14 protein-coding genes and 1 tRNA gene are annotated in these 13,654 nt (G+C 53.7%); 8 read left to right on the top strand and 7 right to left on the bottom strand.

The window, feature by feature from the left end:
- On the bottom strand, positions 1-181 hold a 181-nt coding region (locus ABYV26_RS09910), incomplete at its 3' end, for an alcohol dehydrogenase catalytic domain-containing protein (protein ID WP_372680547.1).
- Between the two features lie 298 nt (positions 182-479).
- On the opposite strand from ABYV26_RS09910, the gene ABYV26_RS09905 reads away from it, so the two are divergent.
- From ABYV26_RS09905 to ABYV26_RS09885, 5 genes are all read left to right on the top strand, one after another.
- A tRNA-Thr gene (locus tag ABYV26_RS09905) sits at positions 480-555 on the top strand.
- Between the two features lie 371 nt (positions 556-926).
- Positions 927-2,804 carry an ATP-dependent helicase gene (locus ABYV26_RS09900; RefSeq protein ID WP_372680546.1) on the top strand — a complete coding sequence of 626 codons (1,878 nt, stop codon included), beginning with the start codon at positions 927-929 and terminating at the stop codon, positions 2,802-2,804.
- Positions 2,805-3,018: 214 nt separating this feature from the next.
- On the top strand, positions 3,019-3,351 hold the full coding sequence (locus ABYV26_RS09895; RefSeq protein ID WP_372680545.1) for a hypothetical protein: 333 nt from the start codon (positions 3,019-3,021) through the stop codon (positions 3,349-3,351).
- Positions 3,352-3,461: 110 nt separating this feature from the next.
- Positions 3,462-3,608 (top strand): hypothetical protein, encoded by a 147-nt coding sequence (locus tag ABYV26_RS09890; protein ID WP_372680543.1) that lies wholly within the window; start codon positions 3,462-3,464, stop codon positions 3,606-3,608.
- 53 nt (positions 3,609-3,661) lie between these two features.
- Complete coding sequence (locus ABYV26_RS09885; protein WP_372680541.1) at positions 3,662-3,943, top strand: integration host factor subunit alpha; 282 nt, start codon at positions 3,662-3,664, stop codon at positions 3,941-3,943.
- Positions 3,944-4,093: 150 nt separating this feature from the next.
- Here the strand turns inward: ABYV26_RS09885 and ABYV26_RS09880 are convergent, their stop codons facing one another.
- Together ABYV26_RS09880 and ABYV26_RS09875 are read right to left on the bottom strand one after the other, a co-directional pair.
- On the bottom strand, positions 4,094-4,360 hold the full coding sequence (locus ABYV26_RS09880; protein ID WP_372680540.1) for a hypothetical protein: 267 nt from the start codon (positions 4,358-4,360) through the stop codon (positions 4,094-4,096).
- Between the two features lie 45 nt (positions 4,361-4,405).
- The gene (locus tag ABYV26_RS09875) at positions 4,406-5,068 is read right to left on the bottom strand and encodes an MBL fold metallo-hydrolase (protein ID WP_372680538.1); all 663 of its coding nucleotides are present in this window, start codon (positions 5,066-5,068) and stop codon (positions 4,406-4,408) included.
- 202 nt (positions 5,069-5,270) lie between these two features.
- Between ABYV26_RS09875 and ABYV26_RS09870 the strand changes: the two genes are divergently transcribed.
- Complete coding sequence (locus tag ABYV26_RS09870; RefSeq protein ID WP_372680536.1) at positions 5,271-5,834, top strand: DUF4136 domain-containing protein; 564 nt, start codon at positions 5,271-5,273, stop codon at positions 5,832-5,834.
- An 87-nt stretch (positions 5,835-5,921) separates the two neighbouring features.
- Here ABYV26_RS09870 and ABYV26_RS09865 read toward each other — a convergent pair whose 3' ends face one another.
- On the bottom strand, positions 5,922-6,257 hold the full coding sequence (locus ABYV26_RS09865) for a hypothetical protein (RefSeq protein WP_372680534.1): 336 nt from the start codon (positions 6,255-6,257) through the stop codon (positions 5,922-5,924).
- Between the two features lie 670 nt (positions 6,258-6,927).
- On the opposite strand from ABYV26_RS09865, the gene ABYV26_RS09860 reads away from it, so the two are divergent.
- Together ABYV26_RS09860 and ABYV26_RS09855 are read left to right on the top strand one after the other, a co-directional pair.
- A complete protein-coding gene (locus ABYV26_RS09860) occupies positions 6,928-8,346 on the top strand; it encodes a hypothetical protein (RefSeq protein ID WP_372680532.1) in 1,419 nt (472 codons plus the stop codon).
- A gap of 18 nt (positions 8,347-8,364) precedes the next feature.
- Positions 8,365-10,179, top strand: coding sequence for a GspE/PulE family protein (locus ABYV26_RS09855; RefSeq protein ID WP_372680530.1), 1,815 nt, complete (start codon positions 8,365-8,367; stop codon positions 10,177-10,179).
- 90 nt (positions 10,180-10,269) lie between these two features.
- On the opposite strand, the gene ABYV26_RS09850 is transcribed toward ABYV26_RS09855, so the two are convergent.
- The 3 genes from ABYV26_RS09850 to groES form a co-directional block, all read right to left on the bottom strand.
- Entirely contained in the window at positions 10,270-11,343 is a 1,074-nt protein-coding gene (locus ABYV26_RS09850) for a LysM peptidoglycan-binding domain-containing protein (RefSeq protein ID WP_372680528.1), read from the bottom strand.
- Positions 11,344-11,653: 310 nt separating this feature from the next.
- Positions 11,654-13,318, bottom strand: coding sequence for a chaperonin GroEL (gene groL, locus ABYV26_RS09845; protein WP_372680526.1), 1,665 nt, complete (start codon positions 13,316-13,318; stop codon positions 11,654-11,656).
- Between the two features lie 41 nt (positions 13,319-13,359).
- A complete protein-coding gene (gene groES, locus ABYV26_RS09840; RefSeq protein WP_319258132.1) occupies positions 13,360-13,647 on the bottom strand; it encodes a co-chaperone GroES in 288 nt (95 codons plus the stop codon).
- Positions 13,648-13,654: the final 7 nt, after the last annotated feature.

Below are 13,654 nucleotides of genomic sequence, written 5' to 3'. Positions count from 1 at the left end.
CGTGCCCCTGCACCACCGGGTACGGCGTGAAGGGGTGGCTGCCGTGGTTCACGTGCACGTCGCTGCCGCACACGCCGATCCGCTTGATCCGGATCAGAATCTCGCCGGGTGCGGGGGCGGGGGGCTCCGGCACGTCCTGGAAGGCAATCTTGCCCGGTTCGGTCATTGTGGCCTGTCGCATATGTCAGTTCCTTCTTCCGAGGTAAGAGGTAAGCATACTCCAGCATATCCGGCCGCTCCGCCAGTCGAGCGCCGGAACACCCACCCATACCGGTGATCACGAGGGCGCCGGTGCGCTCGGCAATGGTGCGGATCAGCAGATCCGATGTACTTTTTTCTTGCTTTTGATTCATAAACGCTATACGTGGTCCTTCTATTTTTCAGCCGGCGAAGCTCAGCTGGTAGCACCGCTGATTCACAGTAAGCGTTTTAAAAAATTGAGTAAAATGCTTGTTTGAGAATCAACAGGACAGTTTCACGCCACCGTAGCTCAGTTGGTAGAGCAACGCACTCGTAATGCGTAGGTCCGCGGTTCGACTCCGCGCGGTGGCTCCATAGCCGATTCCGGGTTCCCTCATCTGCTTTGCGGGAACCCGTTTTTTTTGACAGCCGGCATGGGATGGCAGCCGGCACGGCGGAATTTGTCCGATGGGCGCCTTATTAACGCATCACCCATCGCTTTGGCAACTGCTTAACTTTACATAATGATCAAATCACAAGCACCAAGTTCCAAATAAACCTCAACTTACAACATCCAAACCAGCGTAGTGGCCGCTTTGCCATCCGGTTTGAATTTTGGGTCACTGGGGTTTAGTTGAGATTTGGTTTTTGAGATTGGGGATTTTTCTGGTATTTGGTTTTTCATTTAGCTTTATTGCATCGTACTGGATTGTTAACCTTTAAATCGTTTTTGGAGAAGATCATCCATGCAGCTTTCGCCCGAGCAGCAAGTTGCTGTGGAACACACCGGCTCCCCGGCCCTGGTCGTGGCCGGCGCCGGATCCGGAAAGACCCGGACTTTGACCGCAAAATTTGCCTACCTGGTGGAATCAGGTATGCCGCCCGAACAGATTCTGGCCATCACCTTCACCAACAAGGCGGCGGAGGAGATGAAGCGCCGCCTGATTCGTATGACCGGTATGGGTGTCCAGCGCTTTCCCTGGGTGCGCACCTACCACTCCGCCTGTTTCCAGATCCTGAAGGAACACAGCCACCTGCTGGATTTTCATCCCCCCCTCCAGGTATTTACGTCTTACCACCAGCAAAAGACGGTTAAAGATGTACTGTTAGCCCTCAATTACGATAAAAAACATGCCAGGTCCGTGCTCGGCCAGATCTCCAATGCCAAAAACAGCGGACATCCCGGGGCCTATTTTGACAACCATCCCCGGCAGGGCAACATTCGCCTGGTCGACGTGTACGAGCGGTACGAAGGGGTCCTCAAAGCGGCCAATGCCGTCGATTTTGACAACATCCTGCTATTGACGCGCAACCTGCTGCGGGACCACGCAGACGTCCGACAGCGCTACCAGACCCAATTTCAGTATATTTTATGCGACGAATACCAGGACACCAACGACCTGAACGAGGAGATTACCGCCTTGCTGCTCAAAGACGGGAATCTTTTTGCCGTCGGTGACGATTGGCAGTCCATTTACTCGTTTAGGATGAGCAACGTCGGCCATTTCCTATCCTTCAAAAAGAAGTACAAGGGTGCGCGGACCTTCCGGTTGGAGCAGAACTACCGTTCTGCCGACGAAATCGTCCAACTGGGCAACCGGGTCATCGGCCATAATGAAAACCGCATGGAAAAGGCCTGTTTTTCCGACAAGGAAGGCGGGGTGGTCGAGACGCATGAATTCTATACCGACCAGGAGGAGGCCCGCTGGGTGGCGGAAAAGATTCGCAGCATGGCCCGGATGGGCATCCCCTATGAGAAGATGGCGGTCCTCTACCGCACCAAGTTCTGCTCCCTGCCTTTCGAACAGGCGTTTCGCCGGGCGCACATTCCGTATCACATGATGGGCGGCAAGGGCTTTTTCGACCGGGTGGAGATCCTCGACCTGAACTGTTACATCACCGCGGCCGTGTTCGACAAGGATGACACCGCCTTCGAGCGGGTCCTCAATACGCCCAAACGGGGCATCGGGCCGGGAACCGTGAAAAAGATATCCCGGATGCGCAGGGGGCCCATGAGTCTCAAGGAGGCCGCCCGCCTGGCTGTTTCCGAACGCGTGCTTACGCCTAAACTCTACCAGTCCCTGAAAGATCTGCTGGCGCTGCTGGACGACATCCGGGACCTGCGGCCCGATGAAGCCATCCGCCTGACGATTGCCCGTACCGGTTACATGGATCATCTGGAAAACTACACCCGATCCAATTCCATGGATTTTACCGCCCGCCAGGAAAACATCGACCAGCTGATCCATGCCGCCTCCCAGAAAGAGACCATCGTGGATTACCTGGAGGAAGCCGCATTGGTCCGCGAGGACAAGGATGATGAGGATGAATCCGACGGGGTCAACCTGTCCACTGTGCACGGGGCCAAGGGACTCGAATTTCATACGGTGTTCGTGATCGGTTGCGAAGAGCAGCTGTTCCCCCACTGGCGATCCATGGACAATGCCGAAGACCTGGAGGAGGAGCGCCGGCTGATGTACGTGGCGGTGACCCGGGCAGAGCGCTGCCTGTTTATTACTTCCGCCAGTTTCCGCAAAGGCCAGTTCAATTCCCCCAGCCGCTTTTTAAAGGAGATCGACACGGTATTGACCAACCGTTGTCCCTCGCCCTCCACCGACCCTTGATGCCGAACATGCTGCACGAGAGAGAGCAGGACTTTTTTTTCCTGCCCGCTGATTCCGAATTCAAAGGTTATTGTATCTAATGAACTTGACATCCTCCGGTCTTGCGTATATTTTTAATAGCTGTATGATTTTATTGAACAAAGAGGCAATTTAATGTCAATTAAAATTCATGAGACGCCCTGAAGTGCGCGTGGGGACACAGAATCGAGAACCGATGAATTGTATCGATGCAGTGGAAGGCATGGCCAAGGCTTTGCTGGGCAAGTTTCTGGATGTTTCTATGGAGTACCGCGCGGACGACAGCGAATACATCCGCAATGTCAAGGCGGTAATCGATGCCGTGATCCTCTTTGTCAAAAACAACCCTGAGGTCAGCGACAATCCCGATTTGATCCGGGAGGTCCTTTACGATTTTGCGAAAATGCGATGGCTGGCGCGTCTGGAGAAAAGCGAGGGGCCTGATCAGGAGGCGGTTGCCATGCAGGATGTCGAGTACCAGGCATACTGTTACGATTACCTTTATGCCCACGGTAACTACCCGCGTTGACCTGACAGGTATCCTTCGGTAATAGCCGGATGTCGCCAGATTTCGATTATTGAATCCAACCGGAGAATGGCTGTTTCCAGCGAATGATTCCCCAAAAAGGAAATTTCCAGATGACCGAACCAGATGATGAAGCGCTAAAAGTTGAAATTGATGAGATAATGACCAAGGTGGATATGATTATGGACAAGGTGGCCCGGTTTATTCCCGAGGATACAAAAGATTCCAACAGCGGTGAGTTGCCGGACCGCGCGCCGTGATCCGATGAATGTTGCACCTGCATACCCGGCTACCATTTCCCTCAGGAGGCGCTATGGCATTGACCAAGAACGACATCGTTGCAAAGGTGAACGACTTGGGCTTTACCAAGAAAAAGTCCATCGAAACTGTTGAATCTCTGCTCGAGATCGTCAAGGGAACCCTCGAAGATGGAGACGATCTGCTGGTATCCGGTTTTGGGAAATTCTGCGTGAAGGAGAAGAAGAAGCGGCGGGGAAGAAATCCGGCCACCGGTTCTGACCTGACCTTGCCGGAACGCAAGGTGGTCACCTTCAAATGCTCGGGAAAGCTGCGAAGCAAGATCAACGCCAGCTGATTCAACCGTCTGGATGAAGCCGTCCGGACGGGCCAGGATGCGGGATCGTCGCCTGCAGGGGCATCTGCCTGTGGTCGGCGCAGGCCACAGCGGGTTCGCCTCGATCGCATTTATCCGTTCAACCTTCTATTTTTTCATTGACCCTGCTGTCTACGTCCGCCCGAGTTTGTCAAGAAATGTTCGATGACGCAATTTTTTCAGCACGTCCCTTTCTTCCACCAGGTAGTAAACCGGCTGGTTGCTCTCATCATAACACGCATAGATGGCGGTGTAGCCTCGGGGGTCTGACACGGTCTTGATCCGCCTTACATCGTTATTGAACCGATCGCAAATTTCTTCCCAGGGCTCCAGGGAGGCGTTGTCGACGGGTTCAATCGTTTGGGTCGCTTCGTTGAAATGGACCTGAAGGGATTTCATGGGAACCACCTTGTCTCTTGTCGTTTAACACCGCGTGAACGCGGTTTAGGGGTCGAGGATGAAATCGGTGATATACGGGTTCTCCTTTTTTTCCTGGCCCATCGTGCTGCTCGGCCGATTGCCGTAATCGTGGCCAGGCCAGATGCGGGTATCATCATCAAGTCCGAGGAGTTTTGTCTTAAGGCTCCATATGAGCCGGTTCAGCGATCCACCTTCCAGATCGGTGCGTCCAGCGTCGCCTACAAAGAGGGTGTCTCCGGTAAACAGATGCCCGGCCACCAGAAAACAGCATGATCCTGGGGTATGGCCCGGCGTGTGAAGCACCCGGATCGCTACCGCGCCCAGTTGAATTTGCTCGTTGTCGGTAAGCAATCGGTCCGCCAGGGTGTCCACCCTCAGCCCGGTCTGCCGCTCAAGGTCCCTGATTTCCGGTGAATCGGCGAAAGCGCCGCTGTCTTCGACGTGCATGCAGACGGGTATCATAAGGGATGCTCGCAGCGCTGCGTTGGCCAGCACATGATCCGGGTGGCCATGCGTGTTGAGGATCAGCACGGGCGTGGCTTTCTCCCGGTTGAGTATGCCGATGACCGTTTGGGGTTCGCCGGCCGGATCGATGATGACGGACAGGCCGGTTTCACGGCATGTCACAATGTAGGTGTTGACCATAAAAGGCCCCAGCGGCAGCAGGGTGATTTTGATGGCGTCCATGGTTTCACTCCGCGTTTTCGTGAAAAGGGGCTGAGAAAATAATACGCGCCCGACTTGATGCTGTCAATTCATCCATCGACAAAGAAGCGGCCTTGCCGATGGGGGAGGGCGTGATCGGCGGGAACGGAGAGCGATGGGCCAGCCTTGAGGTTGAGGCCGATCACTATGCAGGGTGTTTTTTCCATTCACCGTGGAGGATATGATGAGAACCTTGAGGTTCGGTATCTTGTTTCTTGCGGTCCTGGCTTGCGGCGGCTGTACCACCGTTCAGGTGAGCCAGGATTATGACCCCCACGCGGATACGTCCGGCTACGGTACCTGGCATTGGCGGAACCCGGTTCAGTCGGCCACTGGGGACATTCGCATCGACAACCCACTGCTGGATAAACGTATTCGTCATGCCGTCGACAATCATCTCAAGGGCCGCCATATTATTGGTGCGGCTCAAGAACGACCGGATATATATCTGTCCTACCACCTGACCATCCAGCAGAAAATTCAAAGCGACAGCTATTACTCGACAGTGGGCGTGGGCAGTTACTATCATCCGTGGTACGGGGGGCTCGCCACTGAAACGCGCATCCGGCAGTATGACGAGGGGCGCTTGACCATCGATATCCATTCAGCGGAGTCGGGAGCCTTGATGTGGCGGGGGGTGGGTGTTTTCCGGCTGAGAACTCACAACACCCCCGAAGATGCAGCCGAGGCGACCCAGGAAATCGTGGACAAGATCCTTTTTCAGTTTCCGCCGGGTTCCCCACGATAATACGTCTACCGGTCTTGCTTCAGTGCGGGTGTCGTCACGAAGGTTGTCCGGTCGGTCGTGGACCATGGGATGGAGGCGGGCTCTCGGTCAGGTAAAATTGCAGATCATGCTGTCGTTGGGCGTAAAGGGTGCGAAGGATCGTCCGGCTTCCGCAGCCAGATGTCCGGGAAATGCAATGCCGGATGCATGCTCTGCGTAGTTGACAAAGGTTCGCCCATCGATACGAACTTTCATACCCTTTTGGGGTGACTTCAAAGGGACGATCACAAAGGTGTTTTTGTACCTGTCTTCCAGATCGGCATATCCTAACAACTGCGCCTGTCTACCGACACTGACTTCGAGATAATGGCGCGATCCCTTCAGGATCATCGGTTGGTATACTTCACCAATACGATCCAGCAAACCCGTCAACTTGCGATTCATGGTATTACCTCCTCAATGCATTTCGTTTGCGCCAGATAAAAGCATGGCGATAATATGCAGTAAACCGTTCATTTCCACATGCGTGGGGCCAACGCGCTGAAGCTTGCCCCAAACCGGTCGGTTAAATGACAGCCCGCCGTCGGTCAAAATGTCCACCGTTGCCAATAAGATAGTCGGCACGAAAAAGACATCGGGCAATATGAGTGGAGTAAGCACATGTTGAGGGGATAATACTATCACCACGAGGAATTCATGGCCGGGAGACGGCGCCGCGATCCCCTTTCTGGCGTCATTGCGGAATCTACCCGTCGGCCGGCCGTCGGTGTGCGGAGCAATGAGATGTCATTCTGTCACGGGCCGATATTTCATTCGTTCTTTTCCACAGGGACAACGCCCTTGCATGCGCCATAACTAGCTGGAAGGAATGCTTAACCCCGATGCGGCAATCCAAACAGGCAATAGCTTTTATCCACATGCTGTGATATGTTGTAGACCTGAAAAAAAGTGATAGCGGCTACCTGAATGGCAGCGATGCCGAACAGCGACCAATGGTTGCTGTTTACCTTCTGATCGTTTTACCCTTTCGGGCATGCGCATGCTATTCAGTCGTTTGTCCAACGCATTGAGATCTTGATCATCTCAGGTGAATTCAATCAGATGGAGATAACGAATGACGGATCCCAGATTCTTGTCCGCTGACATCGATCCCGCCAAAGACACCAATGTGAGCAGCCTGAAAGAACAGGCGATGCAGCTGATCGACCAGGAGTTGAACGAGGACCAGAAACTGCACGACGATGCGGCAGTCGCCATCCTGAACGATTACGACGGGATGGGCGCCGAAACCTTTTTGAAACAGATGCATACCTTCAGTTTAATCCTGAATGCCCTCAACAATAAGACCGTGTTCCTGGAGATGGCGACCCTGCTGGCAAACCTGTTGCGGGCAGGAATTTACAAGGTTGACGGCGAGGCGCTTGACGCTGTATCCGTGCGACGGGACGCCATACAGGTGCAGGTCGATGGCAAGTCGACGATGATTGGCAGCGTGAATGCAGAGCTGCTGACAATCTTGTCTCTGGGAAAGGAAAGCCTTGAAACGGAACGGCAGTTGATGGTGATCGATCGGTTGGTCAAACGCCGCAATGAAAAAAACCTGCAGGCCGTCTCCGGTGCGTTCAAGATCCCTTTGCACGACACAGAAAAAATCACCCTTTTAATCGAGAAGCTGTTTGATGGGCAGGGCAACTTCATCCGCAAAACATTTGAGCCGATGATCGATGAACTGGCACGGCACGGGAACCACGCTTTTGAATTGTTGTGGTGTTATTTCAAGGCGCTGAAGGGCCGTGCCAACCGGGTTGCCTTCCTCAATGCGCTGCAGCACCTGATCAGCCGCATCAAGCGTCCCAAACACGCGCTGCGTTTTCTGTTGGCCGATTTCTGTCGGCATCCCGATCGGGTGGAGCCTTCGGACCGGAATGCGATCATGCTGGCCAACATCCTACTCAGGACATACAACAAAGAGCTTGATGTCGATATCGAGATGACGCCGGAAGAGGTTCTCAATGTCCGCAACGGATTAGACAGGAACGTGGTGCACTATGCACAGTTTCGGATCGATTCGGTGGAGTATCGATTCTCCAGCAAAGTGGTTGCCATTCACGAGAAGATGGTGGCGCTTTTAAACGCTGCCACACCTGGCAAACCGAAGCCATCCGTGCGCCACCTGCTGTTCCTCGAACGTGAAATTTTCATCTTTCTTTCCCTGCTGTCGGGTAAAACCGCTCACCTTATTTTGGTCTCCGCATTGAACGAATATGGCGATCCCAAGGCCGGGATCTATCGCACCCTTAGGGCTGCAACCTACCTGCCGGTTTTCCTGCAGCACCTGAAAATCATCGTCCGCGGCGTTGGACGGGTGGGGACACGCGATGATGTGAGCCTGCTCAGAAAAATCAGCGAATATGGCTATCAGTTGTCCGAACTCAGTGGTACCCCGGAAAATCAGCGCTCCGTCGTTCGAACCATGGAATGGATCGATAATGTCATACGCAGCATCACCACCGTCAACTGGCATTCAGCATAAGCGCAGGGGGGGCTTCACGTGAGCGATCAACTGTCGGAGAAACGCCTCCTTTCTGCGCTTGAAAAGAAAGGTTTGCTGTCATTTTCTAAGGCGCGCGACCTTTACAATCAACGCTTTGAATTGATCAAACAATACGAGCGGCGCCGCGTCAACCACGGTGAGACCGAATTCATTGAAAAACGGGACAAACCCTTTATCTTCATCGATACCATCGTCGCACTGAACCTGAAGCGCAAAGATGACCCGTCGAAAACCCTGGATGAGGATACCATTTTTCAAACCCTGGCGGAAAGCTGGAAAATTCCTTTCGTCAAGGTCGACCCGCTGAAATTGGATTTGAATGTCGTCACCAACACCATTCCCATCTCCTTTGCCAAAAACCACCTGGTGCTGCCGGTGGAGGTCAGCCAGGGAAGACTTACCATAGCCACACCCAACCCGTTCAATCTCGACGTGTTCGAGGATATCACCCGTGCCTGTCAGATGCAGGTCAGTGCCGTGGTCAGTCCACGGTCAGACATCATCAAACTCATCGAAGAGTTCTTTGGCTTTAAACGATCCATCGCGGCCGCCGAGCATCAGTTTTCCGGACCTACCGTGGACCTGGGTAATCTTGAGCGGTACATTCAACTCAAATCCGCAGACGAGTTGCCGTCCCATGACCATCACGTGGTCAATGCCGTCAACCACCTGTTCATTTACGCATTCGACCAGAAGGCCAGTGACATTCATATTGAACCGAAACGGGACGTCAGTTTAGTCAGAATGCGGATCGACGGCGTATTGCACACCGTCCACAAGCTGCCCAAAAATGTCCACTCGGCAATCATCAGCCGGATCAAGAATCTGGCCGGACTGGACATGTCCGAGAAGCGTCGGCCCCAGGATGGCCGGATCAAGACCGGCAAGAAAGACGTGGAGGTCGAGATTCGTGTGTCTACCGTGCCGGTGGCCTTCGGTGAGAAGGTGGTCATGCGGATCATGGATCCGGATATATTGTTCCAGGACCTCGAGCGTCTGGGCTTTTCATCGGTGGATTTGCAAAAGTACCACCAGATTGTTTCCCATCCCCACGGCCTGGTCCTGGTCTGCGGCCCCACGGGCAGTGGAAAATCCACCACGCTCTACTCCACACTCCGGAAAATCAGCACCACGAAGGTCAATGTCACCACCGTGGAAGACCCCATTGAAATGGTGCATGAAGATTTCAACCAGATCGCCGTCAGACCCCAGGTGGGAATTACCTTTGGGTCGATCATGCGCAATATCCTCAGGCAGGATCCCGACATTATCATGATCGGGGAACTCCGGGACCTGGAAACGGCGGAGAACGCCATCCAGGCGGCGCTCACCGGCCATTTGGTCATGTCGACCCTGCACACCAACGATGCCCCGTCATCCATCGTCCGGTTGATGGACCTGGGGGTTCCCGCGTTTCTCATCCAGGCGACACTCAGGGGCGTTCTTTCTCAGCGGCTGGTTCGAAAAATCTGCAATGCCTGCAAGGCGCCCATCGAAGTAGATGCGGGAAAACTCAGTGCGCTGGGGCTGGAAACCGGGAAATCAGGTCTGCTGTCTCTTTTCCGTGGCAAAGGGTGTCAGAAATGCAGAGGGACCGGTTATCAGGGAAGAACCACCATCCATGAAGTACTTCCTTATTCCGATGCGATCAAATCCCAGACCGTTCCAGACGTGGATTTGGCTGTCCTGACGGAAACGGCAAGGGTTGAGGGCATGGCCTCGCTGCGGGAGAGCGCCATCGAGAAACTGATGGAAGGCATCACGACCTATCAGGAAGTGCTTCGCGTCACCTCAACAAATGATCTCGGGTGACCGTCGAACTGCTTTCGTATACGCACAAAACCAAAAGCCTGCCCTGGAAAGGGCAGGCTTTATCTTTGTTTGGCATGGCAGGCGTCTGGTTTAATTGATTGGCGTCCTGAATCGTTCTCCAGGAAAAACGACATTGGCCGCGCTGGTGATGATCACCGTGGAGGTGGTCTGTTCTGTATGCAGGACGAGAAAGGTGCCAAAGTCCACCGGGGGAAGGCTTTTTGAACTGATCTCGTTCTTTTCCAGGACTGTTTTCTGCTTACTGTAAATGCTGTATTGCTGGCCGACCTGAATGTTGTCGGCGCGGCCCTTATCGATAAATGCCAGGGTATAGTCACCGGTCAATTCCAGGTGATCTTCAGCGATGATAATTTGTCCATCCATACCGGGGACGCTTGGCATGAGTTCAATGCTGGAAGATCGCTGACTGTAGGGCATCAGCATGTCGTCCACACGGATTGGCCGAAAAGACTTCAGGACCTTTGCGATAACCATATCCGGTTCCTTTTTAGTCACTTCCACGATGCCCAGGATATAATGCTGGGTCCCGATGGTTTCGGTTGAATCGCGTTCGTCCGTCGGTTTCATATGCCTAAAAACGGTATGCCGGCTCCCGGGAATGAGAAGGGCTTGGGCGGCATCTCCTTGCGGAAGGATGTAAACCATGTCCCCTTCGCTGATCAGGACTTTTCTCCCTTGAACCTCGAAAATGGTTCCCGATGGCGTTACGGGTGGTTTACGGATAAATCCGACACGGTCAATGGAAGGATATACGAAAAAGGGTGCCGGCGCGTTTTTATCTTCGGCGGGCACGACGGGCTTGATGGGTGCGGGTTGGATTACGGCAACAGGCGGGATGGCTTCGCTTTGCGTGATGGCCTGAGAACCCGACTTTCGGTAAAGGCGTATCCGTTCACCGGGAAAGATCCAGTGAGGATTGGTAATCTGATCGTTGCCTTCCCACAGTTCCGGCCACAACCAGGGAGAATCGTTAAAATGGTTAGACAGGTCCCAAAGGGTATCACCTTTTTGGATCGTGTAGTAAAACCCCGTCTCGCTTTCGACCACGTTGATCTTGTCTGCCGCCGTTGAAGGCGTTACAAATAGCAGGGGCAGGAGCAGAAAAACGGAAATAAGAGTGGTTGAATTAATTCTGCGATTCATCAGAAACCTCATTTTTTGGGTGTCTTACAGGCGTAAGAATATCGCTTTCAGAGAGTGTTATCGGCCGTCATACGACATCACTAAAGCTTCTTTACACCATCGCTGCCAAAAAAAATATTTTCAGGCCCATCGATGATGGACTCGTAAAAAGAATCAATGCATCTATTGCAACTTTCTTTTTGATTTCAGTAGCCTGATTAATGGTGAGTTGTCAAGAAATTAGGGCAGAAACAAAAAACCCCCGCAGGATCAACCATGCGAGGGCTTTTTTATCAGTACGCGATCAGGGTTCGGGGGACTGGGGGACGGGTTACATCATACCGCCCATGCCGCCCATGCCGCCCATACCGCCCATGCCGCCGCCACCACCGGCGCCAGCCATCGGGTCAGCGGATTTGTCATCGGGCTTGTCAGCGATCATGGCTTCAGTGGTGAGCATCAGAGAGGCTACGCTGCCTGCGTTCTGAAGGGCGAACCGAACCACCTTGGTAGGATCGATAACACCGGCTGCGATGAGATCTTCATACGTATTGGTTTCCGCATTGTAACCCATGGCACCTTCGGCGTTTTTGACCTTGTCGATAACCACGCTGCCTTCGAAACCAGCGTTGCCGGCGATGCGGCGCAGCGGTTCTTCAATGGCCCGCATGACCACCTTGACACCCAATTTCTGGTCGGCTTTGATTTTGATCTTGTCTAATGCAGAAAGGGTGCGAACCAGCGCGACGCCGCCTCCGGGCACGATACCCTCTTCGACCGCGGCGCGGGTCGCATTCAGAGCGTCCTCGACGCGGGCCTTCTTCTCTTTCATTTCGGTTTCGGTTGCCGCGCCGACGTTGATCACGGCTACGCCGCCGATCAGTTTGGCCAGACGTTCCTGCAGTTTTTCACGATCGTAGTCGGAAGTGGTCTCATCGATCTGTGCACGGATCTGTTTGACACGCCCTTCCAGTGCGGAGCGCGCGCCGGCACCGTCGACGATGGTGGTGTTGTCTTTGTCGATGCTGTTGCGTTTACATTTGCCCAGGTCGGCTAGGGTCAGGCTCTCAAGCTTGATGCCTAGGTCTTCGGAAACCACCTGGCCGCCGGTGAGAATGGCGATGTCTTCCAGCATGGCTTTTCTACGGTCGCCGAACCCAGGGGCTTTGACGGCGGCCACTTGAAGGGTGCCGCGCAGCTTGTTGACGACCAGGGTCGCCAGCGCTTCGCCGTCAACGTCTTCGGCGATAATGACCAGAGGTTTACCCATCTTGGCCACCTGCTCAAGCACCGGCAGGAGGTCTTTCATGTTGCTGACTTTTTTCTCATTGATCAGGATGAAGGGGTCTTCCAGCGAAACAACCATCTTCTCGGGATCGGTCACGAAATATGGCGAAAGATAGCCCCGATCGAACTGCATGCCTTCAACCACGTCCAGAGTGGTCTCCATGCCTTTGGCTTCTTCTACGGTAATTACGCCTTCCTTGCCGACCTTGTTCATGGCCTCGGCGATGATGTTGCCGATCGTTTCATCATTGTTGGCGGAAATGGTTCCGACCTGAGCGATTTCTCGCTGATCCTTGGTCGGCTTGCTCATCTTGTGAAGCTCTTTGACGGCGACTTCGACCGCTTTGTCGATGCCACGTTTGATGGCCATGGGATTGTTGCCTGCAGCAACGAGCTTCTGGCCCTCTTCGTAGATGGCGCGGGCGAGAACCGTTGCGGTGGTGGTTCCATCTCCGGCCATATCACTGGTTTTGCTGGCCACTTCCTTTACCATTTGTGCGCCCATGTTTTCGAACTTGTCTTCCAGTTCGATCTCTTTGGCGACAGTAACGCCGTCCTTGGTGACGGTGGGGGAACCCCATGACTTGTCGATAACGACGTTTCTGCCCTTGGGGCCCAGGGTAACAACCACTGCATCGGCAAGCGCCTTGACGCCGTTGAGCATCGCTTCGCGGGCTTTCATATCATATTTAATCACTTTACCAGCCATTTTGCTTAACCTCCATATTCTATCGTTAGTTGGGTAATCGTCTACTCAATGACGCCGAGCACGTCGTCTTCGCGCATGATCAGATACTCTTCCCCGTCGATTTTCACTTCGGTTCCAGAGTACTTTCCGAACAGAATCCGGTTGCCGACCTTGATCTCCAGTGCCACGCGTTTGCCGTCATCACCAACTTTGCCATTTCCTACCGCCTTAACTTTTCCCTCAGCCGGTTTTTCCTTGGCGGTGTCCGGGATGATAATGCCACCTTTGGTGGTGGTCTCTTCTTCGACGCGCTGCACCAGAATTCGATCCTGCAATGGTCTGAGTTTCATTTTTCCT

Source organism: Desulfosarcina sp., from assembly GCF_041551955.1.
In the GTDB taxonomy this organism is placed as follows: Bacteria; Desulfobacterota; Desulfobacteria; order Desulfobacterales; family Desulfosarcinaceae; genus Desulfosarcina.
Note: the sequence above shows the minus strand (reverse complement) of the source record. Positions and strands in the feature narration are given on the sequence as shown.